Origin of the sequence: Rhodococcus sp. 15-725-2-2b (assembly GCF_002259075.1) — a bacterium.
Taxonomy (GTDB): Bacteria; Actinomycetota; Actinomycetes; order Mycobacteriales; family Mycobacteriaceae; genus Rhodococcoides.
In genome coordinates this window covers 14,350-37,577 of the sequence record NZ_NPFL01000002.1, presented here as the reverse complement: position 1 = coordinate 37,577, position 23,228 = coordinate 14,350, and the positions used below count along the sequence as shown (strand labels likewise).

Sequence of the window (23,228 nt, the reverse complement as noted above, 5' to 3'; positions counted from 1 at the left end):
GCTAGTGACACACTGTCTCTCGTGATCGACGAATCGAACAGTGCTGCCGTGGGCGAGGCGATGGACCGCGCCCTGGCCGACGCCACCGACGAAGTGGTCGCGCTCTCGCACTCGATCCACGCTGAACCGGAGCTGGCGTTCGCCGAACATCGCAGCGTCGCCAAGATCCTCGATACCCTCCGGGCGCACGATTTCGAGGTCGAGACGGCCGTTGCAGATATGGACACCGCCTTCACCGCGTCGTTCGGCAGCGGCGATCTGGTGATCGGTATCTGTGCCGAATACGACGCTCTACCCGAGATCGGTCATGCGTGCGGGCACAACATCATCGCGGCCTCGGCTGTGGGTGCTGCGCTTGCGCTCGCTCCGGTCGCCGACGCTCTCGGCATCACCGTGCGCGTGCTCGGTACCCCGGCCGAGGAGACCGGCGGCGGCAAGGTGTTGATGCTCGAGCGAGGAGTGTTCGACGGCGTCGGCGCGGCGTTGATGGTCCATCCCGGTCCCTTCGACATTGTCGGTGCGACGTCGCTGGCGCTGGCGGACATCGCCGTCGAGTTCACCGGCCGGGCCGCCCACGCGTCCGCCGCTCCCGAGTGGGGGATCAACGCAGGCGATGCGGTGACCATCAGTCAGGTGGCACTCGGGCTACTGCGGCAGCACCTCGCGCCGGGTCAGCAGCTGCACGGCATCGTCAGTGACGGGGGTGCGGCCCCGAACATCGTGCCCGGCCACGCGGAGTTGCTGTACTACCTGCGCGCGAACACCACCGAATGGTTGCACGCTCTGACCGCGAAGACGTACGCGTGTTTCGAGGCAGGAGCGATCGCCACCGGGTGCACTCACGAGATCCGTACGGTGTCGCCGACCTACGCGGCGTTGACGCCGGATTCGTGGCTGGTCGCGGCATTTCGGCAGGAGATCGAAGCGCTGGGCCGATCGCCCCTCGCTCCGGATTTGGAAGGATTTCGCCCGTTGGGCAGCACAGACATGGGAAACGTGACGAATGTTCTACCCGGTATCCATCCCGTCGTCGGACTCGATGCAGGAGGGGCGGTGACGCATCAGCCGGAGTTCGCCGCCGCGTGCATCACGGAGTCGGCCGATCGGGCATTGTTCGACGGAGCCCTCGGTCTCGCCAGGACCGCTGCGCGTGCCGCCGCCGATCCCGGTACCCGTGCTCGTCTGCTCGACGGCGTGATCGCCCGCTCGGCGGCGCAGTCGTGAGCACCCGAGAAGACGCGATCGATCGGTGGATTCACGCGCACACGGCCGACCTGTCTCTGTGGCGTCGGCACATTCACGCCAATCCGGAACTGGCTCGACGCGAATTCGGCACCACCGCATTCGTGATGGAGCATCTCGAAGCAGCGGGCCTGTCACCCAAGCCGCTCCCCGGCGGAACTGGGTTGATCTGCGACATCGGTCCCGACGGTCCCCGGGTGGCGTTGCGGGCGGACATGGACGCCCTGCCGCTGCAGGAGAACACCGGCGCGGTGTACTCGTCGACCGTGCCGGGGGTGTCCCACGCCTGCGGGCACGACGCACACACCACCGTGTTGCTCGCAACGGGGCTGGCGCTGGCGTCGCTGCCGGACCTGCAGTACGGGGTGCGTCTGATCTTCCAGCCCGCCGAGGAGGTCATGCCGGGCGGTGCGCTCGACGCGGTGGCCGCGGGAGCGCTCGACGGCGTCACCAAGATCTTTGCGCTGCACTGTGATCCGCGGCTCGAAGTGGGGCAGGTCGGCCTACGTCTCGGTGCGATCACCTCGGCGGCGGATACCGTCGAGCTGCGGCTGGATTCGCCCGGCGGGCACACCTCGCGGCCACACCTGACCACCGATCTCGTGTACGCGCTCGGCACCGTCATCACCGGCCTGCCCGGAATGTTGAGCAGGCGAATCGACCCGCGGACCAGCACGGTCATGGTCTGGGGAGCGGTGGTCGCCGGCCAGGCTCCCAACGCCATACCGCAGACCGGCATGCTGACCGGCACCGTCCGCACCGGCGACCACGAGACCTGGGCATTGCTCGAACCGTTGGTCCGCGAGATCGTCACCGGATTGCTCGCACCGACCGGGGTCCGATTCGAGCTGCACTACCGTCGCGGCGTGCCTCCCGTGGTCAACGATCCGGAGTCGACGCACACGTTCGAGAAGGCCATCGGCCGGGTCGGACCCGACGCGCTGGCCGATACCGCGCAATCCGGTGGCGGTGAGGATTTCTCGTGGTACCTCGAACGCGTGCCGGGCGCAATGGCTCGACTCGGTGTGTGGCCGGGCACCGGACCACAACTCGACATCCACCAACCCACCTTCGATCTCGACGAACGAGCACTGGCCGTCGGCGTGAAGGTGATGACCGCAATCGCGCTGGATCCGAACTAGAGGTGGGGGACGAGACGGTGTTCGACGTGTCGCCGATCGGGATCGTCGGATCCGATCGCGCCGAAGTGGTCGACGACAACTGGGGGTCGGTCGAGTCCGTGATCGACCTGCACGAGAGTGTCCTCGACGCCGACGCGACCCTCGGTCTCGCCGAGTTCTCCCACCTCGAGGTGATCTACGGATTCCACCTGTGCGATCCCGCCGCGACGACCACCGGCTCACGGCACCCCCGCGGTGACACGACGCTTCCTCGGGTGGGTGTCCTCGCTCAACGAGTCAAGGACCGACCCAATCATCTCGGGGTGTCGCGGTGCGAGCTCGTCGACGTGGACGGACTGCGCATCCGAGTCCGAGGTCTCGATGCGATCGACGGCTCACCGGTGTTCGATATCAAGCCGTTCCTGCAGTCCATGGTTCCGAAGCGTGAAGACGTGAGGGAACCGGCGTGGGTGGCGTCGGTCATGAAGAACTACTTCTGAGCTGGATCTCCGGCTACGAGGTGGTACCCGGGCCGACGTTGCGACTGTTGCGGGTGCGAAGGTCTCGCACGTATTCGGCTGGGGCACCGGCGATTTCGGCTGCCTCCGCCATCACGCCGAGGTAGCGTGCCGACGGCAGACCGCCCTCGTAGGCGTCGAGTACGTACATCCACGCGAGCACCGGCTCCCGGCCGGTCTCGATGCGCAGCCGGATCTTCCGATGAATGCCGAGTTCGGAGCCCTCCCAGCGATCCAGACTCTCCTCGTCCTCCTCGGACACGTCGTAGAGCACCACGAACACCTGCGAGTCGGGATCCTCGACGACCGTCGCCAGCGCGCCTTCCCAGCCGATGTCGCCACCGCCGAAGGTCAACCGCCATCCGTGCAGCCATCCGGTTCCCGACAGGGGCGAGTGAGGGCATCGCTGCAACATCTGCTCCGGATGCATGTTCGATCCGTAGGCGGCATAAATTGGCACGTCGGCCAGCCTAAACCGTATCGGTGCACACTGACGCCCCGTGGTCGTGTTTCGGTGCGTCGCCCCAGGTCCGGCCTTCCATCGGGCCGACGAAGCCAGCCCTACCGACGCGCGAGGACAGCCTCTCGAATACCGTTGACGCGAGACAACGAGAGATTTCGAGCACGCGAGAAGAGGATCAATGACCCGGATTGTGATCATCGGTGGTGGTCCGGCAGGGTACGAAGCAGCGTTGGTTGCCGCACAGCACGGCGGAGAGGTGACGCTCGTCGATTCCGACGGTATCGGCGGTGCCTGCGTCCTCTGGGACTGCGTGCCGTCGAAGACGTTCATCGCGTCGACCGGCATTCGCACCGAGATGCGTCGAGCCAGCGACCTCGGCATCTCCCTCGATCCGTCGCAGGCCGCCGTCGCATTGCCGAAGATTCACGACCGCGTGAAGAGCCTCGCGCAGGCGCAGTCGTCCGACATCGCCCACCGCGTCACCTCCGTCGGGGTGCAACTGCTGGCCGGACGCGCCGAGATGATCGACTCCCATGTCGGGATGGCCTCGCACCAGATCAAGGCCGTCCTCGCCGACGGCGAAGAACGCATCCTCGACGCCGATGTCGTGCTCATCGCGACCGGAGCCCGCCCCCGCGTGGTCAAGGGAGCCGAGCCCGACGGCGAACGCATCCTCAACTGGCGTCAGCTCTACGACCTCGAGGCTCTCCCCGAACACCTGGTGGTCGTCGGATCCGGTGTGACCGGTGCCGAGTTCGTCTCGGCCTACACCGAGATGGGCGTCAAGGTCACCGCGGTCTCGAGCCGTGACCGCGTCCTCCCGCACGAGGACGAGGACGCCGCGCTGGTGCTCGAGGACGCGTTCAACGAGCGCGGTGTCACCCTCGTCAAGCATGCCCGCGCCGATTCGGTGGTCCGCACCGACGACGGTGTTCTCGTCACGCTCTCGGACGGTCGCACCGTCGAGGGCAGTCATGCGCTGATGACGGTCGGATCGGTGCCCAACACCTCCGGTCTCGGTCTCGAGAGGGTCGGCATCGAACTCGACAAGGGCGGATATCTGCGCGTGGATCGCGTCTCGCGTACCGCGGTCGCGGGCATCTACGCAGCCGGCGACTGCACCGGTCTGCTGCCGCTGGCCTCGGTCGCGGCGATGCAGGGACGCATCGCGATGTACCACGCACTGGGGCAGGCGGTCAGCCCGATCAAGCTCAAGACCGTGGCCTCGGCGGTGTTCACTCGGCCCGAGATCGCGTCGGTCGGCGTCGCGCAGTCCACGATCGACGCAGGCGACGTGCCGGCGCGCGTGGTGATGCTGCCGCTCACCACCAATCCGCGAGCGAAGATGAGCGGCCTCAAGCGTGGTTTCGTGAAGATCTTCTGCCGTCCGGCCACCGGCGTCGTCATCGGCGGTGTCGTGGTCGCCCCGAGTGCGTCGGAGCTGATTCTGCCCATCGCGATGGCGGTGCAGAACAATCTGTCGGTCAACGACCTGGCCAACACGTTCTCGGTGTACCCGTCGCTGTCCGGTTCGGTCATCGAGGCCGCGCGCCAGCTGATGGCGCACGACGATTTGGACTGATCTCACGATGTGAGAATTGCGTTTCATATTTCGGTAGCACGTGAGACAGTCGAAGGAGCGGACACACCCGTCCGCTCCTTCTTCGACTCAGCGGATCCGCGGGCCGTTCTTCCCCCATTCCTGCTGCCCCGGAGTCTCTCTCATGTCCTCTACGTACCTTCCCGCCGGCCTGGCCAGGCGCACCGACTCGCTCACCAGCTCGGCCATCCGCGACCTCCTGTCCCTTACCGCACGTGACGACGTGATCAGCCTGGCCGGAGGTCTACCGGCCACCGATCTGATACCGGTCGACCGCATCGCCGCAGCCGCAGAGGCTGCGCTTCGCTGCCCCGACGCGGTGCAGTACTGCGAGACATCCGGCCACCGCACTCTGCGCAGCATCATTGCGGCCAGGGAATCGGCCGTGCGCGGGGGAGTGCCCGTTCCGGTCGAGTCCGTCATCGTCACGCACGGTTCGCAACAGGCCCTGACGTTGCTCGCGCAGGCCCTGATCGACCCGGGCGCTGTCGTCGTGGTCGACGAACCCGCGTACACCGGTGCGCTGCAGGTCTTCTCTATCGCCGAAGCGAGCATCGAGTCCATTCCCCTGACCGATACCGGAATGGACACCGACGAACTCGAACGTCGACTGACAGCGGGACTGCGGCCCGCTGTGGTCCACACCGTCGCCAACTTCCACAATCCGCGTGGAGTCACGATGAGCGAGCAGCGACGTCGTCACCTCGCGGCGCTGGCGGATCACTACGGCTTCTGGGTGATCGAGGACGACCCGTACGGTGAGATCTGGTTCGGAACAACGGAATCCGGCGTCGACGCCCCGCCGGCACCGATCGCGCGTCACAGCGATCGCGTCATCCGACTGTCGAGTGCGTCGAAGATCCTGGCTCCGACGCTCCGAGTCGGCTGGTTCGTCGCCCCACCCAGCGTCTGTGCGGCGGTGGAACTGCTCAAGCAGGGCGCGGATCTGTGCGGATCCTCGCTGACGCAGTCGATGACGGCGGAGATGCTCGCCGACTCCGCGTGGCTGGACGCACACCTGACTGTTCTGCGGCGCGAGTATGCCTGCCGTGCAACGGCATTGATCGCCGCTCTCGCCGCACAGTTCGGTGATCGGCTGGTCGTTTCACGCCCCGCGGGTGGGATGTTCGCCTGGGCCGTCTTCCTGGACGGAACGGACACCGGCCAGTTGCTCGATGCGGCACTCGAGCACGGAGTGGCCTTCGTGCCGGGAACGGCGTTCGCGTCGGGTGCGCAGTACCGTCACTCGCTCCGGTTGAGCTACGCCGGATCCACCCCGCCCGTGCTGGCAGACGCAGTGCAACGATTGGCCGCCGCGCACTCGGCAGGTTCTGCGGCCTGACGACCAGGGGCGGTAGCCTGACGTGCAAGCAATGCGGGGATTTTCGAAGGAGAGGGAGCGTTCGAGATGAGCAACCGATCGAATACGAAGTTCCTCGGACCCGACCAGCGGGTGGAGGCGTGGGACCAGCTCGGAACCGAGCAGTTCGACGTAGTGGTCGTCGGCGGTGGCGTCGTCGGCTCAGGAGCGGCCCTCGACGCGGCGACGCGCGGACTGAAGGTCGCCCTGGTCGAGGCGCGTGATTACGCGTCGGGAACGTCCTCTCGCTCGTCCAAGATGTTCCACGGCGGGCTTCGATACCTCGAGCAGCTCGAGTTCGGGCTCGTGCGCGAGGCCCTGCACGAACGCGAACTCTCTCTGTCCACGCTCGCACCGCACCTGGTCAAGCCGCTGAAATTTCTCTTCCCGCTCACGCATCGGTTGTGGGAGCGGCCCTACATCGCCGCAGGGATCTTCCTCTACGACCGCATGGGTGGGGCCAAATCGGTGCCGCAGCAGAAGCACCTGACTCGATCCGGTGCACTGCGTATGTCGCCCGGGATCAAACGCAAGTCGCTGATCGGCGGGATTCGGTACTACGACACCGTCGTCGACGACGCCCGGCACACCATGATGGTCGCCAGAACGGCCGCCCACTACGGCGCAGTGGTGCGTACATCGACCCAGGTGGTCGGATTCCTGCGTGAGGCCGACCGGGTTTCCGGTGTCCGCGTGCGTGATTCGGAGACCGGTGCCACCACCGAGGTGCGGGCACACGTGGTGATCAATGCCACCGGCGTGTGGACCGACGAGATCCAGTCACTGTCCAACATGCGCGGCCGGTTCCGGGTACGCGCCTCGAAGGGCGTGCACATCGTGGTGCCGCGCGATCGAATCGTCAGCGAGGCCGCGATCATTCTGCGCACCGAGAAGTCGGTGCTGTTCATCATTCCGTGGGGCGCGCACTGGATCATCGGTACCACCGACACCGACTGGAACCTCGATCTCGCACACCCGGCCGCCACCAAGGCCGACATCGACTACATCCTGGGCGAGGTCAACTCGGTGCTCGTCACGCCGCTCACCCACGAGGACATCGACGGGGTCTACGCGGGCTTGCGGCCACTGCTCGCCGGCGAGAGCGACGAAACCTCCAAGCTGTCCCGGGAACACGCGGTCGCTCGGGTCGCACCCGGACTCGTCGCCATCGCGGGAGGCAAGTACACGACCTACCGCGTGATGGCCGAGGACGCAGTCGATCTGGCCGCCGAGGACATCCCGGTGCGGGTGGCGTCCTCGATCACCGAGAAGGTGCCCCTCGTCGGTGCCGACGGCTACTTCGCGCTGGTCAATCAAGCACCGCACCTGGGCGAGATGCACAAGCTGCATCCGCATCGGGTGACGCATCTGCTCGACCGATACGGTTCGTTGATCGACGAGGTGTTGGCCATGGCCGACGGCAAACCCGAACTGCTGCAACCACTCACCGATGCGCCGGCATACCTCCAGGTGGAGGTGGTGTACGCCGCGGCAGCGGAGGGCGCACTGCATCTCGAGGACGTGCTCTCGCGTCGGACCCGAATCTCGATCGAGTACTCGCATCGTGGGATGAACTGCGCGGGTCAGGTCGCTGCATTGATCGCACCGGTTCTGGGCTGGGACGAGGCCACGGTCGATCGTGAGGTCGAGACCTACCGCGCCCGAGTGGAGGCCGAGATCGAGTCGCAGCGTCAGCCCGACGACGAGTCGGCAGACGCGCTGCGCGTCGTCGCGCCCGAGGCCCGCCAGGAAATCCTCGAACCCGTTCGCACGATCTAGCGCAGTCGAACCAGCGTCCGGGGCGCGCGAGCGGCCGTCGCGCCGGAGACGGCCATGACGAGCAGGGTGAGTATCGCAAGTGTCAGCATGCGATCCATGGTGGTCGGCGAAGCTGTGAAGGGGCTTGGTCGCACCTGACAGGGAGCTTTCAGGTTTCTTCCCGTCGTCGCTCGACAGGGTGGGAGGACGGCGCGAGCTGCGCCTCGAGATACGCCCTCTCGGCAGGCGACGGGCCGAGAGCGAGCGCGGTCGTTCGTGCGTTCCTGGCCTCCTCCGCGCGGTCCAGGCGATCGAGCATCACCGCTCGACAGGCATGCCACAGGTAGTGGCCGCCCAGAGAATCGATGGCGTCGAGTGCGTCGAGCCCGGCGGCAGGCCCCTGGCTCTCTCCGATGGCCACGCCGCGGTTGAGTGCCACGATCGGTGTGTTCTCCACAACCGCCAACGCGTCGTACAGCGCGACGATCCGAGACCAGTCGGTGTCGGCGTAGGTCGCTGCTGTGGAGTGACACGCGGCGATGGCTGCCTGGACGGTGTAGCGACTGGGCCGAGAGTCGTTGCGCCGCAGAGCACCGTCCATCAACCGGACGCCCTCCTCGATCGCCTCTCGATTCCATCGAGATCTGTTCTGATCCTCGAGCCTGACGAGGCGGCCCGATTCATCGGTCCTGGTCGCCCGGCGCGAATCCGTGAACAGCATGAGGGCCAGTAGCCCCCGAAGTGACGGCTCGTCGGGCATCAGGTCGATCAGCATGCGGGCCAACCTGAGTGCCTCGTCGCACAGTCGAGGCCGCACCAGCGTCTCGCCGCCGAGATGGCCGGCCGTGAACGTCAAATACACCGTGGCGGCCACCGCGTCGAGTCGTTGCGGCAACTCCGCCGAATCCGGTACTCGATACGGAATGTTGGCAGCTGCGATCTTCTTCTTCGCACGCGTGAGCCGTTTGGACATGGTGGCCTCGGGCACGAGCATCAGTCGGGCGACGTCGGCAGTGGCGAGACCACAGAGAGTGCGCAGGCTCAGTGCCACCTGCGCCTCGACGGAGAGCGTCGGATGACAGCAGGTGAAGACCAACCGCAGAAGATCGTCGTCGATCTCGGAGTCGTCGCTCTCGCTCCAGTTCTGGTTCGCCACGGCGAGATCCGCCGCCTCTCGTTCCTTCGCGGTGCGCCCGGCCTCGCGCCGGAGGATGTCGAGCGCCTTGTTGCGGGCCACGGTCGTGAGCCAGGCACGCGGATTGTCGGGGACACCCGATCCGGGCCAGTGAGCGAGCGCTGTCACCACCGCCTCGGAGACCGCGTCCTCGGCGACGGCGAAACTGCCGGTGGTGCGTACGAGGGTCGCCAGGACCCGGCGACCCTCGTCACGGACCACGGCCGAGAGGTGCTCGGCCGGTGTACTCATCGAGTCATCGGAATGACCGGCCGGACTTCGATTGCTCCGTTCCATGCCGCTGGAATCTGGGCGGCCAGTGCGATCGCGGCATCGAGGTCCTGTGCCTCGAGGAGGAAGAACCCGGCGAGCACCTCTTTCGCCTCGGCGAACGGACCGTCCGTTGTCAGGACGTCGCCGCCCTTCCCTCCCGACACGCGCACCGTGGTGGCGGTCGACGTGGGATGCAGGACCGCTCCGCCGGTGATCGCGGATCCGGCCGCGGCACTGAATGCACCGTATTCGGCCATCTCGTCGGCGACCTCGGGCGAGGTCCAGTCGGCATCATGGGTGTAGACGATGGCTGCGTACGTGGTCATGAAGACTCCTCGGGTTCGTTGCGATCGGCACCGTTTGCCGACCTACACACGAAGGACGAACGGGGTTCGTCGAAAAGGACACCACGGACCGAACTATCTCGCCACACCTCGTTTCTGGCAGTGTGGGCAGTGGTAGATCTGGCGTTCCTCCAGGGGATTGTCTCCGATCAGACCGAATTCGATGGTGGTTCCGCAGCGTCTGCACGGCTTGTTCTCGCGCCCGTACACCCAGAAGTGTCGGCCCGGACGTCGATCTCCGGTGGTGACGCGTTGGTTGCGATCCTTGTTGGCCATGATCAATCGGTAGGACAGGTCGATCGTCTTGCTCAGGTCACCGGCGTCGCCGACCGGGGTGCGCGGGTCGACGCCCCGGAGAAAGCAGATCTCGTTGCGGTAGACGTTGCCCAGGCCGGCAATGTTGCGCTGATCGAGAAGCGCGAGCCCGATCGGCCGGGCCGGATCCGCTGCGAGCCTGGACAGCGCCGCGTCGGGATCCCAGTCGGGACCGAGCAGATCCGGTCCGAGATATCCGACGGCATCGTCCTCGTCCTCGAGGATCTCGAGCACTCCGAGCTCGAAACCGATGGCCTGCGCGTCGGCGGTGTTCAAGATGATCCGCGCCTGGAACGCAGGGCGGCGCCAGCGAGCACCGGGTGCGTAGACGTGCCAGGTGCCCTCCATCTTCAGATGCGAATGAATGGAGTATCCGCCGACTCGAATCAGCAGATGCTTACCGCGTGAGGCGACGGAATCGACGGTCTCGCCGGTGAAGTCGACTGTGGCGTAGCGCGGTACGCGAATGTCGCAGGTGGTGAGCTGCCGGCCCTCGAGTGCGGCGCGCAGGCTGTTGGCGGCGCGCCAGACGGTATCGCCCTCGGGCATCGGTGTTCGTGTCCTCTCCGGTGGTCTCGCAGGCAGTGGGCAATCAGCGACGCAGGCGAAGTCCGCGTGGGGTCGCCGAGAAACCTGCTTCGGTCAAGGTCTTGGCGAAGTCGGTGCCGTGGATGTCGTGACCGTTGATCCGCTCGACGAGTAGCTTGTCGACTCCGCCGCGGCGAACGGTGGCCGCCAATGCGGTTGCTGCAGCGCCGATGTCGTCGGCGTTCTCACCGAACGTGAGCACCGACTTCCCGCCGCGTTCGACGAAGATCGTCAACTCGCCCCGAACGAGGACGACCAGTGCACCGGCCTTTCGGCCCGGCCGATGCTTCGTCGTCTCGTCCGGCGTATCTCCGACACCGGCCTCGCCGCTGCCGGCTTTCGGCCAGGGCAGTGCTCCGCCGTAGGGGTTGGCCGGATCGCACGACGCGAGTACGACAGCGCTGGCGTTCTTTTTCGGTTCGTCGTAACTGCGTAATCGGTCGACCACGTCGGAGGTGGAGAACTGCGCACCGCCGAGTGAGTCGACGAAGTAGCCCCGACGGCATCGACCGGAATCCTCGAATCCGGTGAGCACCTTGTACATCGTGGCGAAGCCGCCGGGCACACCTTCGTTCATCACCGAACCGCGGGTCACCACGCCGTAGCGTTCGAGCAGGACGTCGGCGGTCGCGTGCGCACGGACGGTGAGGTCGGGTTCGAGCTCGGGCAATCGTGACCATCGCCCACCCGCCGTCGGCGGTCCGGTTCGGGTCGGGAGCGAGGGACGTTCGAATTGTCGGTACGAGCGCAACCGCGGTGTACGGCGAGGTGCACGATGACTCGGGGCCGAGCGGGTGGTCGTGGAGTTCAGCAGCGCCCGAAGCGGAGCGAATGTGTCGTTGCTCAGACGACCAGCCCACACCAGCTCCCACAGTGCAGCCTGCAGTGCGGTGTCGTCGGTACTGCCGACGGTGTCGGACAGCTGCCGGAAGAAGTACGCACCGCCCCCCGCGACGGCGTCCTGAATGCGAATCTGCAGTTCCGACAGATCGGACTCGGCTGCAGGCACCAGGGTCAGTGGTGCGGTGTCGGCCATGTGCAGGCTCACCCAGCCGTCCTTCGACGAGATCGCGCCGTGTCCGGACCACAGCACCTCGCCGGTCGAGGTGAGCTCGTCGAGCATCGCCGGACTGTAGTCGGTCACCCGCGACGAGAGCACGAGAGATTCCCACGCCGATGCCGGAACAGGAACGCCCGCAAGCTGTTCGATGACGGTCGCGACGCCGTCGATCCCGCTCAGGCGTCGGCTGTCCACGTGCTGCCACGCGGGCAGGAAGCGGCCCAGGGTGGCGGTGGAGACGGGTTCGACCTCCTGCCGGGCCGCAGCCAGCGACCGCCGCCGCAGTCGCCGAAGTACCTCGGCGTCGCACCATTCGCTACCCGTGGCACCGGGCCGGAATTCGCCCTCGACGACGCGCTTGTCGACGGCGAGTCTGCGTAGGACGTCGCGTACCACGGCGGTGCCGACCCCGAAGCGCGCCGCTGCGTCGTCGAGGGTGAACGGTCCGTGGGTTCGGGCATACCGGCTGATCAGGTCCACCAGCGGATCGTCGACGGGTTCGATGAAGGCGGCCGGAGTACCGATGGGAAGCGGGACGCCCAACGCATCGCGCAATCGAGCGGCGTCCTCGATGGCCGTCCACCAGTTCCGGCCGGCGAACGAGACCTCCATTGCCCGTTTGGCGTCGACGAGTTCGGCGAGCCACTGCGGATATTCGTCGCCGTCGGTGCGTAGGCCGACTTCGTCCACGGTCAACGGTCCGAGCAGGCGTAGCAGGTCGGCCACGCCTTCGATGTCCTTGGCGTGACGGTCCTCGGGAAGACGCTGCAGTTCGAGTTCCGCGGTGGTGATGACGCTGTCGTCGAGCAGCTCTCGCAGCTCGACGCGTCCGAGCAGTTCGGCGAGGAGCGCCGAGTCGAGTGACAGTGCGGCGGCCCGGCGTTCGGCCAACGGGCTGTCGCCCTCGTACATGAATGCGCCGACGTAGTTGAACAACAGCGAATTGGCGAACGGTGACGGTGACGGCGTTTCGACATCGACGATTCTGATCTGTCGTCGGCCGATGCGGGCCAGGATGTCCTCGAGGGCAGGAAGGTCGTAGACGTCCTGCAGGCACTCGCGGACGGTTTCGAGCAGGATCGGGAACGTCGGGTACTTGCGTGCCACGTCGAGCAGCTGAGCCGAACGCTGGCGCTGCTGCCACAACGGCGCGCGTTTGCCCGGGTTTCGGCGGGGGAGAAGCAGTGCGCGCGCGGCACATTCGCGAAATCTCGATGCGAACAACGCCGACCCGCCGACCTGCTCTGTGACGATGTCGGCGATCTCGTCGCGCTCGAACACGAACAGTTCTGCGCCCGGCGGCTGGTCGTCGGTGTCGGGGAGCCGGACGATGATGCCGTCGTCGGATGCGGTGGGGGCGGCGTCGATGCCGTAGCGCTCGATGAGCCTCGCGCCGACTGCGAGGGCCCACGGCGCGTGTACCTGCTGGCCGTAGGTGGAATGCAGCACCAGCCGCCAGTCGCCCAGTTCGTCGCGGAACCGCTCGACGATCATCGTCTTGTCGGTGGGGAGCTGACCGGTGGCCTCGAGTTGCTCGTCGAGCAAGGCGATGAGGTTGTTGACGGCGTTGGCGTCGAGACCGTCGGAGCTCAGTCGCTCGGCGAGGTTGCTGCGATCGGTGGTGCTTCGCAGGAATTCGCCCAGCGCCTGGCCCAGTTCGGCCGGTCGACCGAGACCGTCGCCGTGCCAGAAGGGGAGCCGGCCGGGTTGGCCGTACGCCGGGCTCACGAGCACCCGATCGTGGGTGATCTCCTCGATGCGCCAGCTGGTGGCACCGAGTGCGAACACATCACCCACTCGCGATTCGTAGACCATCTCCTCGTCGAGTTCACCTACCCTGGACTGCTTTTCACCCACCATGTAGACGGTGAAGAGTCCGCGGTCCGGGATGGTGCCACCGGAGGTGACGGCCAGTCGCTGCGACCCGGGACGGCCGGTGAGAGTGTTGGCGTCGCGGTCCCACACCAACCGCGGGCGCAGTTCTGCGAACTCGTCGGAGGGGTAGCGGCCCGAGAGCAGGTCGAGAGTCGACTCGTAGGCAGATCGGGGCAGGGTGGCGAAACTGCCTGTGCGACGGACCGAATCGAACCAGTCCTCCGCGTCGATCGGTTCGAGAGCGCAGGCTGCCACGGTCTGCTGCGCCAGGACGTCGAGAGGGTTGGCGGGAACGAACAACGCCTCGATCTTGCCCGACGTCATGCGTTCGACCGTGACCGCGCAGTGGATCAGGTCGGTTCGATGCTTGGGGAACAACACGCCCTTGGAGATCTCGCCGACCTGGTGGCCTGCGCGTCCGACGCGCTGCAGACCGCTGGCCACCGATGGCGGTGCTTCGACCTGAACGACCAGATCGACTGCGCCCATGTCGATTCCGAGCTCGAGGCTGCTGGTGGCCACGACGCAGCGCAGCCTGCCGGTCTTGAGGTCGTCCTCGATCAGTGCGCGTTGGTCCTTGCTGACGCTGCCGTGGTGGGCCCGGGCCAGCAACGGATCGGCACCGTGGTTCACGTCGTTCGGAGTGCCGACCTGCGAGGGCGGCTTGTGTTGTGTCTCCACGCCGTCGCCGATCCGTTCGGCGTACACCTCGTTGAGCCGCGCGGTGAGCCGTTCGGCGAGGCGACGGGAATTGGCGAAGACGATGCACGATTTGTGCTCGAGGATGAGATCGACCATCTTCTCCTCGACGTGCGGCCAGATCGAGCCCTGCGCCGGGGGAGCGGCGGAGGTGTCGGCGTTCGGATCGGTGACGCCCAGTTCGGTCATGTTCTCCACCGGCACCTGGACCGTCAGATCGAAGGTTTTCGGAGCGGGTGGTGCGACGATCTCGATGGGGGCCGCACCGGCCAGGAAACGGCCCACCTCCTCGTGCGGTCGCACCGTCGCGGACAGGCCGATGCGCTGGGCGGGCTTGTCCAGCATCGCGTCGAGCCGTTCCAGGGACACCGCCAGATGCGCGCCGCGTTTGGTGCCTGCCACGGCGTGAACCTCGTCGACGATCACGGTGTCGACCTCGGCGAGGATGTCGCGGGCGGCCGAGGTGAGCATGAGGAACAGCGATTCCGGAGTGGTGATCAGAATGTCCGGCGGAGTCTTGATCATGTTTCTGCGGTCGGCGGCGCTGGTGTCGCCGGACCGCACACCGACCGAGATCTCGGGTGGGTTCAGGCCGAGGCGCTTGGCGGTCTGGGTGATGCCGACCAGTGGCGCACGCAGGTTGCGTTCGACGTCGACGGCAAGGGCCTTGAGTGGCGAGATGTAGAGGACCTTGGTCTTGCGAGTGCTGTCCGCACCCAGTTGCGCCAGCTCGTCCAAGGCCCACAGGAAGGCCGAGAGCGTCTTGCCCGAACCCGTCGGCGCCACCACGAGAGTGTGCGAACCACTCGAGATCGACGACCACGCGCCCAACTGCGCGGACGTGGGAGCAGGAAAAGCGCCGGAGAACCACTCCCGGGTCGGCCGCGACAACTTCTCCATCACCGACAGCTCGCCCGCTACGTCGGTGCCCGTACTGTGCCTGGCCATCCCATCATCATGCCCCCGGGCACCGACAGATAATCCTCACGCGGTTCCCCGATCGCGCAGCGGTGTCGATTCGAGCGATTCGGGTACACCCTTCCCATGACCGACGACCAAGAGATCATGCAGAAGATTTCCGCGAAACTCGACGCTCTGCTCGGCAGCAAGACCAACGGACTGCAGAACGAGGTGCCTCCGGGCGCAAGCATCCAATCCGACGAGGACGATGCCGAGCAGGGGCCGCTCGGTCGTGACTACCACCTGGCGAGCAAGTACGCGCAGGCGCTCGCGATCAACGAGCCACAGGTCATCGACCGTGACGAATTCGATCGATTGGTCGCCGAGTACGGCTGACCCGACACCGCCGCGACCCCGGCCCCGGCCCGCACAACGGTCCGGGGCTTCGTCGTGTTCCGATCTGGCGAACAGCGCAGCCACGGATCTACAGTCGGTGGGGTGACCGAGCGCAAGGAACCAGGAGTCACGTTCGAGTCCTGGGTGGACAAACAGATACGTCAGGCGCAGGAAAACGGCGCGTTCGAGAATCTGGAAGGGACCGGCAAGCCGATCCCGATGGGGGATCCCGGTGACGAGTTGTGGTGGGTGCGAGGCTTTCTCAAGAGGGAGAACCTGCCCGCCGACGCACTGCTGCCGACCGCATTGCAGCTCCGCAAGGAGATCGAGCGGCTGCCGTCGACGCTCATCGCCATCCGGCGCGAGGACTCGGCGCGAGATGTGCTGGACGAGTTGAATGCTCGCATCGTCGACTGGATTCGGTTCCCGACGCCGCCGGTCGTGCCGCTCGGCCCGGTGGACGTCGAGACCTGGATGCAGAGTTGGCGGATCAACCGCGCCGAGGTCGACCGACTCGCGCGCGAGCACGCCGCTCAGGCGGCCCGGACGTCCGGTGCCACGACGACGGGCGTCGGCCGACCGTCGTGGTGGACACGTATCGGCAGCAGGTTCATCCGGCGGCGCTGAGGCCCGGTGTCGTCGCGCACAGGGCCAGTGCATCGGCGGCGGTCGACACGAACGGAATGCTCGAGGTCCCGTCGACGCGAGTCCGGTCCGGCAGCAGGCCGTCGGATCGGCTGGGCTCGTCCATCGTCGTCCAGCCGGTCGCCCGCCGGACGATACCGCCGATCAGCGTGTCCGCTGCGTGGCGAACACCGCTGCGCACCGTGATCGGCGCGGTGTCGAGTTCCACCCGAGCGAACCGTGACGCCGCATCCACGGCGGCGGTGGTCTGCGCCGCCGACGATCGACCGCGCCGACCCGTACTCAAGCCGTGCCCGGGGAGATCGAGCACGACGGCATCGACCCCTCCGGCCGCGATGTCCGACGCCAACGTCGTCAGATACCGCCCGTGCGTACCGGTGTCCGCGAGAAGTACGACGGAACGATCGGATCCCGCGGACGACCGATGGATCTCGACGTGCACGCTTCCGTGACCGGTATCGAGATGTCGATGGTCGATCTGCAGGGCCGCGACGTCCGCGCGGCTCAGCTCCACCGCCTCGGAGGCCGGGCGTAGGGCGGCTTCGCAGGCGATGCCGCGCGCGAGGGCGTCACCGCGCCGAAGCAGCGGCTTGCCTTGTAGCAGAATCATCACCGCCGCGCTCTCGTGTGCCGTGAGGGTCGGTGCCCAGCCGGTGGCGCGGCCGAGGGCAGAGGAGTCGACGATCGGTTCGCCCGGTGTCACCCACTGCCCGGAGAAGGGCGTCAGGCCCAGCCGGAACGCCACGTTCGCGACGTGGGTCGCGGCTTTCTGGGGAACGTCGAACATCACCTGCCCCTGCATCGCGGCGAGTTCGCGTACACCGACCCAGTCCACCGGACCGAGGTTGTACGGGCCGACGAGGTCGGTCTTCGCGGCTCGGTGGAACGCGTCGGCCATGTCGTCCTGATACAGGAATTGATACGACGCGCGATCCGCGTCGGGAAAGGCTCCCACCGGGCCGGTGAACTGATCGATTCCGTCGTTGGAGAAGTCCGGTCCGACGATGTAGGTGCACCGCAGCATGGAGATGGCCATCTCCTCGGGGTGTCTGCGTAGCCACCACTCCGCGTAGTGCTCCACCTCGGCCTTGTCGTAGAAGTAGTAGCGGCCGGGGTCACCTGTGGGATAGGTGTTCTCGGTGAGCGGTTCCGGCGCGATGTCGGCACCGTACGCGTTGATGCTCGACGCGATCACCACCCGCGCGACGCCCGCTCGGTACGCCGAGTCGATCACGTTGCGTGAGCCGCGCAGGTTGATGTCGTGAGTTTCGGTCTTGTCCCTGAGCTCCTCGACGACGAACGCCAGATGCAGGACGGCATCGCAGCCGTCGAACAGCGTCTCGAGTTCCGGCGACCGGATGTCCGATCGGACGGAGGTGAACTTGGGGTGTTGTATTCGCGCAGGCCGACGGGCGATGCCGACGACCGTGTCCACCTCGGGGTCGTCGAACAATCTGGGCAGGATCGCGGCTGCGAAGTCGCTGGTGGCACCGGTGACCGCAATTCGGAGACCGCGGGCGTGCTCACTCATCCGGGTAGTCCGGCCACGGCCTCGACGATGTGGTCCGTTGCGGTCGACAGCTGTTGTTCGGTGTGTGTTGCCATCACACACAGGCGCAGTATCGCACCGGATTTCGGCACCGCGGGGTGCAAGGCGGCGCTGGTGAAGATGCCGCGGTCGTAGAGGTTCTTCCACAGACTCATGGCCACCAGATCGTCGCCGACGTGGAGTGAGACGATCGGTGAGGCCGTGTCTCCGTGCGGGGTCGCTGATCTACCGGCTACGTCCAGCCCGGCCGACTGCAATCCGCCGCGCAGCATCTCGGCGTTGTCGAGGACGCGCCGAGCCCGATCCTTGCCCTCGTCGCTGCGGATCAGCTTGACCGAAGCCAGCGCGGCTCCCACCGCAGCAGGCACGCCGGAAGTCGTGAACAGGAAGGCGCGGGCCTTGACTCGCAGGGTGTCGATCAGATCACTCGATCCGGTGACGAACCCGCCGGTGGAGCTGGGGCTCTTCGACAGTGACGCCATCGTGACGTCGACGTCCCTGGTGATGCCGAACAGCTCGGCGGCTCCGGTGAGTTGGGGCCCGTAGATGCCGAGGCTGTGGGCTTCGTCGACCATCAGTGCCGCGTGATAACGGATACACAGCTCGGAGACGGCATCGAGCGGTGCGAGGTCGCCCTCCATGGAGTAGAGGCCGTCGACGATGACCAGCACGGCCCCGTCGTCGACGACGGGCTGCTGGAGTCGGGCCTCGAGATCGGCCATGTCGTTGTGCTTGAACTTGACCACCGACGCTCCGGAGAGCGCGCTGCCGTCGCGGATCGAGGCGTGGGCTGCAGAATCGACGATCACCGTGTCACCGGGGCCGACGATCGCGCTGATCGTTCCGAGATTCGTCTGGTAGCCGGTGGTGAAGACGAGTGCGTCGTCGGTTCCGTGCCACTGGGCGATCTCGTGTTCGAGTTCGAGGTGGAGGTCCAGGGTGCCGTTGAGCAGGCGACTTCCGGTGACGGCACTGCCGAACGTGTCGAGCGCGTGCTGAGCACCCTCGACCACCTTCGGGTGGTCGGCGATGCCGAGGTAGTTGTTGGAACCGAGCATGATCTTGTCTTCGCCCTCGACGCGAACGACGGGAGCGACAGCCGATTCCATCTTGCGGAAGTAGGGGACCACATCGGCTTCTCGGACGGCCCGCAGCAAATCCACGCGTTCGTCGCCGCCGAGTCGTTTCATCAATCTGTTGACAACCATCGTGTACCAGAACTCCTCACAGAGTCGATTGTGGTTCGTCGCGAATTCATGAGTTGATTCGGAGCCGGCGGCGACATCGATCGGTATTCGACGAAAGAATATTCGATGTTTCGATAGACGCTTTCGCAACGGAAATCAGTCGGTAAAACGGCCCGAAAAAATGATCTCGGTATTTTTTGATCGCCAAGATTTTACGATATCTTTAGTTTATCTGTGCAGGTCACAGGGTATCGTCGATGGTCAGCGCGAATTCACCTGCTCCACCGCTGTGATTATGGATTACAACCGATTTGTCGCGATCAAGTGATGGCACAAAACGGCGTAGATGCAATCAATCAGTGGCACACAATCGATTAGTGACACAAGGAGAAGAACTGTGACTGGATTAATGGTGCGCGAAAGGGAAACCCTCGAGAAGTACATGCCGGGTTTGATGCACTATCTGGACACAACCCCGCTGGATCGACTCGAGTCGCGTGAGTCGGACGCGATCGACAAGTTTCGAGAATTCGGTGGCACCGGTTTGGTGGTTCCGACCGAACTCGGGGGTCTCGGTGCTCCGGCCATCGACGCGGTCCGGGCGCAGCGGGCCATCGGGTCGCGGTCGCCCTCTCTGGGTGCGGGAACCACGATGCACCATCTCTCGGTCGCCTCGCTGACGGAATTCGCTCGCGGTGCCACCGAGGACGACCGTGCCTTGATCAAGGGACTGGTCGAACAGAAGGCGATCGTCGCCTCCGGATTCTCGGAGGGCGTGACCGGCGGGAGTGTGTTCATCCCGACGATGACCGCGGTGAAGAAGGGCGAGACCTACATCGTCAACGGCAGCAAGAAGCCGTGCAGCCTGGCACGATCGATGGATCTGCTGACCTGCAGCGTGGAGATCGACTCCGGCGACCGTGCCGTCGCCCTGATCCCGGCAAGTCTCCCGGGAATGAGCGTGAAGCCGTTCTGGACCACCGACATCCTGGCCGGCGCGCAGAGCGAAGAGGTCCTGCTCGAGGACGTCGAAGTGCCTGCCAGTCTGGTTCTGCCGAACAAGGACGATGACCCCGACGGTGTGCACGAGATGACCGGATACCTCTGGTTCGGCATGCTGATCTCGGCCAACTACATCGGTGCAGCGACGTCTCTGCTCGAGCGCATGATCGAGCAGGACAAAGGCGACTACGAGGGATACGCTCGCGCGGCGGCCGAACTGGAGACGTCGATGGCGGCGATCGAGAACGTGGCCCGCGCCTTCGACGAAGGTGAACGCGGGCAGGACATCTCGGTGAGGTTGTTGTTCAACCGCATCGCCGTTCGCGACGCTCTGGTGCGGGGCAGTTCCGCTGCGGTCGAATCGTTGGGCGGGATCGGCTTCATCAAGTCACCCGAAATCGCTTATGTCGCAGCGGCATTGCACGCCTTTGCTTTTCATCCGCCGTCACGGCGATCGATCTCGGAGACCCTCGCCCGGTTCCACGCAGGCGAAGAGTTCGCCTTCGTCAAGTAGGGGTCAGTCCTCGAATCGCTCTTCGTCGGCCAGCTTGTCCTCGCCGCGGTTTCGGAAGAACTTGAATCCGGGGATTCCGATGACCGCGCGCCGGACGTCCTTGGTGACTCCGAGCAGCTCGTGAATCTCGGGGGACACCGTGTCGAGGGTGGCGAGGATGGGAAGCAGCGCTTCCATGTGAGCGAGGAGTCCAGGCAGCTGATCGACCATGGCGATCGCTGCGTCGACTTCCTCCTCCGAGAGGTTGTCGACGAACTTGCGGGCCATGGGTTCGGATTTCTTGGCGATGGGATCGAACAACTCGATCAGTTCGAGCGCGGTGTGCGAGGCGACCGATGCCGAGGCGACCACGTCGTCCGCGGCACCGGTTGTCCGCTGCACGCTGGCGACCACGGCGTCGGCGGAGTCGATCACGTGATCGATGCGTGTCATCAACATCTCAATACGCGTCAGCAGTGCTTCGATTCGGCCGGGGAGGGTAAGCGCGAAAGCGGTCGTGGTGAGCATCCAGCCCGCTCCGGCCCGCGCTACCGCGACTCCGCGCCGGAGCACCGTTTCGGTACCGAGGGGATCGGGGAGAACCACACCTGCCAAGACCAGAGCCATAGGAGCGACAATGCCACACCGACACCACGCCCCGAGTGCCGTTAGCCTCGACGCATGAGAGCTCTCGTCACCGGTGCCAGCGGATACATCGGGTCGCGGTTGGTGGCAGCGCTGCTGGCCGACGATGCCGACGTCGTCGTCGGCTCCCGAACGCCGGACAACCTGCGGACCTTCGACTTCTTCGACTCCGTCACCGCAGTCTCGCTCGACGTCACCGACGAACGGTCCTGCGCGGCCGCGTTCGCGGAATCCGGTGACATCGATGTCGCCTACTACCTCGTTCACGCCATCGGCGAGTCGGATTACCGCGCGCAGGACCGACGATCCGCCGAGCAGTTCGCAGCCGCGGCCGCCCGTGCGGGAGTGGGCCGAATCGTCTACCTCGGCGGTTTCGTACCCGACGACGACCATCTGTCGGAGCACCTCGCGAGCCGGGCGGACGTCGGCGAGGCACTGACGGTGGACGGCGTCGAGCTGGTCTGGCTCAGAGCGGCCATCGTCCTCGGTGCCGGCTCGACGTCGTACGAGATGTTGCGTTACCTCGCGGACCGCTTGCCGGTGCTGCCGCTGCCGAGTTGGCTGGCCGAGCCCGTGCAGCCCATCGCCGTCGACGACGTGCTGCACTACCTGGTGGCGTCCGCCGACGCCGAGACGGTCCCGGCGGGCTCCTACGACATCGGTGGGCCGGATGTGGTGCCGTATCGAGATCTGGTGTTCGCGTACGTCGAGGCTGCCGGTCTCCAGCGCATCGGCGTTCCGGTGCCGCTGGTGCCGACCTCGCTCGCAGGAAAGGTGATCGGAAAGATCATTCCGGTTCCCGCCGGACTCGCCGAGGATCTCGTCGGATCATTGCACAACACGATGACGACGTCCGAGAGTCGGATTCGCGAGCTCGTTCCCGACCCTCCCCGAGGTCTGACCACGATTGCCGACGCCATGGCCCGTAGTGTGCGGGGAATGGTCGGTGACCCTCCCGGTGTGTGCGCCCTGAAGGATCCGCTTCGGCTGGCGAACACCGACGCGGCGTGGAGCGGCGGTGACGCCCTGGGGATCAGGCGTCGCGGTGTCGCGGCGTCGTCGGACCGCACGTGGGGGTTGATCGAAGCCCTCGGTGGGCGTCGACTGCTGTACTCGAAGCCCGTTGCGGCGGCGGTGCGGACCAATCTCGACGTGATGGCCGACGTGAATCGACGCGCGAGGTCGGTCGTGCGCCGACTGACCGATACCGAGGAGGCGTGATGGGAACGTGGTCCACGACCGCGCTCAACGTGATGAAGTCAGCTCTGGTCGACCCGGTCGAGCGCGATCACAAGGAGTCCGACGCAGCGTTCCGCAAGCGGCGGATCATCGTGCTGATCACACTGGTGATCGGTGCGACGGTGCTCTATTTCTCGCTCAAGGTCGAGCCGGGCGATCCGGCGTTCTACGCACTGACCCTGGTGTTGGCTGCGGTGTGGACGGTAGGTGGATTCCTTTCGGGCCCATTGCATCTCGGACGCATTCAGGTCGGGGGATCGATCAGGCGACCGATCGTCACACCCATCCTGATCGGCCTCGCCGTCGGTGGGGTGTTCATGCTCGGCGGACTCGTCGTTCGGCAGATACCGCCGCTCGCCGACTTCACCGAGAACGTACTGGCGCACGCTCGGGTGGGTTCGCTGGTGCTCATCGTGTTCATCGCGCTGCTCAACGGCGTCGCCGAGGAGATCTTCTTCCGAGGAGCGTTGTACGCGGCCATCGGCGTCAGGCATCCGGTCATCATCTCGACGGTCGTCTACGCGATCGCCACCCTCGCCTCGGGCAACCCGATGCTCGGCTTCGCCGCGGTACTTCTGGGGTACGTGATGGGACTGCAGCGGCGTGCGTCCGGCGGAATTCTGGCGCCGATCCTGACGCACGTCAGTTGGTCGGCGGTCATGGTTCTCGCCCTACCGCCGCTCTTCGTGTGACCTCTGCCGGACGATCGAAAAGAGGCACAAGCACCGATTCGACCAGCGATAACGGATCTGGCCGCTGATTCGTTCGGGATCTGGGCTACA

Annotated in this window: 19 protein-coding genes; 11 read left to right on the top strand and 8 right to left on the bottom strand. The window is 65.9% G+C overall.

Features of this window, described 5'->3' with window-relative positions:
- Positions 1 to 60 precede the first annotated feature (60 nt).
- The 3 genes from CH306_RS00240 to CH306_RS00230 are packed head-to-tail and all read left to right on the top strand — an operon-like array spanning position 61 to position 2,863.
- Entirely contained in the window at positions 61 to 1,224 is a 1,164-nt protein-coding gene (locus tag CH306_RS00240) for a M20 family metallopeptidase (RefSeq protein WP_094645455.1), read from the top strand.
- On the top strand, positions 1,221 to 2,384 hold the full coding sequence (locus CH306_RS00235) for a M20 family metallopeptidase (protein ID WP_032397448.1): 1,164 nt from the start codon (positions 1,221 to 1,223) through the stop codon (positions 2,382 to 2,384). The genes CH306_RS00240 and CH306_RS00235 overlap by 4 nt, the downstream gene beginning before the upstream one ends.
- Positions 2,385 to 2,410: 26 nt before the next feature.
- Positions 2,411 to 2,863 carry an SAM-dependent methyltransferase gene (locus tag CH306_RS00230; RefSeq protein ID WP_094645454.1) on the top strand — a complete coding sequence of 151 codons (453 nt, stop codon included), beginning with the start codon at positions 2,411 to 2,413 and terminating at the stop codon, positions 2,861 to 2,863.
- 13 nt (positions 2,864 to 2,876) lie between these two features.
- On the opposite strand, the gene CH306_RS00225 is transcribed toward CH306_RS00230, so the two are convergent.
- Positions 2,877 to 3,341: a gamma-glutamylcyclotransferase gene (locus CH306_RS00225; RefSeq protein WP_032397447.1), complete on the bottom strand. Its 465-nt coding sequence runs from the start codon at positions 3,339 to 3,341 to the stop codon at positions 2,877 to 2,879.
- Positions 3,342 to 3,522: 181 nt separating this feature from the next.
- Here CH306_RS00225 and CH306_RS00220 point away from each other — a divergent pair, with 181 nt between their 5' ends.
- The 3 genes from CH306_RS00220 (at position 3,523) to glpD (ending at position 8,083) form a co-directional block, all read left to right on the top strand.
- A complete protein-coding gene (locus CH306_RS00220; RefSeq protein WP_032397446.1) occupies positions 3,523 to 4,926 on the top strand; it encodes an NAD(P)H-quinone dehydrogenase in 1,404 nt (467 codons plus the stop codon).
- A gap of 142 nt (positions 4,927 to 5,068) precedes the next feature.
- Positions 5,069 to 6,286 carry an aminotransferase-like domain-containing protein gene (locus CH306_RS00215; RefSeq protein ID WP_094645332.1) on the top strand — a complete coding sequence of 406 codons (1,218 nt, stop codon included), beginning with the start codon at positions 5,069 to 5,071 and terminating at the stop codon, positions 6,284 to 6,286.
- 66 nt (positions 6,287 to 6,352) lie between these two features.
- Positions 6,353 to 8,083 carry a glycerol-3-phosphate dehydrogenase gene (glpD, locus tag CH306_RS00210; protein WP_032397444.1) on the top strand — a complete coding sequence of 577 codons (1,731 nt, stop codon included), beginning with the start codon at positions 6,353 to 6,355 and terminating at the stop codon, positions 8,081 to 8,083.
- A 148-nt stretch (positions 8,084 to 8,231) separates the two neighbouring features.
- On the opposite strand, the gene CH306_RS00205 is transcribed toward glpD, so the two are convergent.
- The 4 genes from CH306_RS00205 to CH306_RS00190 all read right to left on the bottom strand — a co-directional run bounded on the left by CH306_RS00205 (position 8,232) and on the right by CH306_RS00190 (position 15,338).
- Positions 8,232 to 9,488, bottom strand: a complete 1,257-nt coding sequence (locus tag CH306_RS00205; protein ID WP_094645330.1) for an RNA polymerase sigma factor — start codon at positions 9,486 to 9,488, stop codon at positions 8,232 to 8,234.
- Positions 9,485 to 9,835 (bottom strand): YciI family protein, encoded by a 351-nt coding sequence (locus CH306_RS00200; protein ID WP_032397443.1) that lies wholly within the window; start codon positions 9,833 to 9,835, stop codon positions 9,485 to 9,487. Before CH306_RS00200 ends, CH306_RS00205 begins: the two co-directional genes overlap by 4 nt.
- Before the next feature lie 93 nt (positions 9,836 to 9,928).
- A complete protein-coding gene (locus CH306_RS00195) occupies positions 9,929 to 10,717 on the bottom strand; it encodes a DNA-formamidopyrimidine glycosylase family protein (protein ID WP_094645328.1) in 789 nt (262 codons plus the stop codon).
- A 43-nt stretch (positions 10,718 to 10,760) separates the two neighbouring features.
- On the bottom strand, positions 10,761 to 15,338 hold the full coding sequence (locus CH306_RS00190; RefSeq protein WP_373453957.1) for an ATP-dependent helicase: 4,578 nt from the start codon (positions 15,336 to 15,338) through the stop codon (positions 10,761 to 10,763).
- A gap of 96 nt (positions 15,339 to 15,434) precedes the next feature.
- Between CH306_RS00190 and CH306_RS00185 the strand changes: the two genes are divergently transcribed.
- Entirely contained in the window at positions 15,435 to 15,686 is a 252-nt protein-coding gene (locus tag CH306_RS00185; RefSeq protein WP_032397441.1) for a hypothetical protein, read from the top strand.
- A gap of 102 nt (positions 15,687 to 15,788) precedes the next feature.
- Positions 15,789 to 16,313, top strand: coding sequence for a J-domain-containing protein (locus tag CH306_RS00180; RefSeq protein ID WP_094628546.1), 525 nt, complete (start codon positions 15,789 to 15,791; stop codon positions 16,311 to 16,313).
- On the opposite strand, the gene CH306_RS00175 is transcribed toward CH306_RS00180, so the two are convergent.
- Together CH306_RS00175 and CH306_RS00170 are read right to left on the bottom strand one after the other, a co-directional pair.
- Positions 16,297 to 17,862 carry an NAD-dependent epimerase/dehydratase family protein gene (locus CH306_RS00175; RefSeq protein WP_094645326.1) on the bottom strand — a complete coding sequence of 522 codons (1,566 nt, stop codon included), beginning with the start codon at positions 17,860 to 17,862 and terminating at the stop codon, positions 16,297 to 16,299. The genes CH306_RS00180 and CH306_RS00175 overlap by 17 nt on opposite strands.
- Complete coding sequence (locus CH306_RS00170) at positions 17,859 to 19,088, bottom strand: aminotransferase class I/II-fold pyridoxal phosphate-dependent enzyme (RefSeq protein ID WP_045195801.1); 1,230 nt, start codon at positions 19,086 to 19,088, stop codon at positions 17,859 to 17,861. The genes CH306_RS00175 and CH306_RS00170 overlap by 4 nt, the downstream gene beginning before the upstream one ends.
- Positions 19,089 to 19,464: 376 nt before the next feature.
- On the opposite strand from CH306_RS00170, the gene CH306_RS00165 reads away from it, so the two are divergent.
- Positions 19,465 to 20,583: an acyl-CoA dehydrogenase family protein gene (locus CH306_RS00165; protein ID WP_094645324.1), complete on the top strand. Its 1,119-nt coding sequence runs from the start codon at positions 19,465 to 19,467 to the stop codon at positions 20,581 to 20,583.
- 3 nt (positions 20,584 to 20,586) lie between these two features.
- Here CH306_RS00165 and CH306_RS00160 read toward each other — a convergent pair whose 3' ends face one another.
- Positions 20,587 to 21,189: a ribulose 1,5-bisphosphate carboxylase large subunit gene (locus CH306_RS00160; protein WP_032397436.1), complete on the bottom strand. Its 603-nt coding sequence runs from the start codon at positions 21,187 to 21,189 to the stop codon at positions 20,587 to 20,589.
- 54 nt (positions 21,190 to 21,243) lie between these two features.
- Between CH306_RS00160 and CH306_RS00155 the strand changes: the two genes are divergently transcribed.
- The gene (locus CH306_RS00155) at positions 21,244 to 22,428 is read left to right on the top strand and encodes an NAD(P)H-binding protein (RefSeq protein WP_094645322.1); all 1,185 of its coding nucleotides are present in this window, start codon (positions 21,244 to 21,246) and stop codon (positions 22,426 to 22,428) included.
- Complete coding sequence (locus CH306_RS00150; protein ID WP_094645320.1) at positions 22,428 to 23,138, top strand: CPBP family intramembrane glutamic endopeptidase; 711 nt, start codon at positions 22,428 to 22,430, stop codon at positions 23,136 to 23,138. The genes CH306_RS00155 and CH306_RS00150 overlap by 1 nt, the downstream gene beginning before the upstream one ends.
- The last annotated feature ends 90 nt before the right edge of the window (positions 23,139 to 23,228 follow it).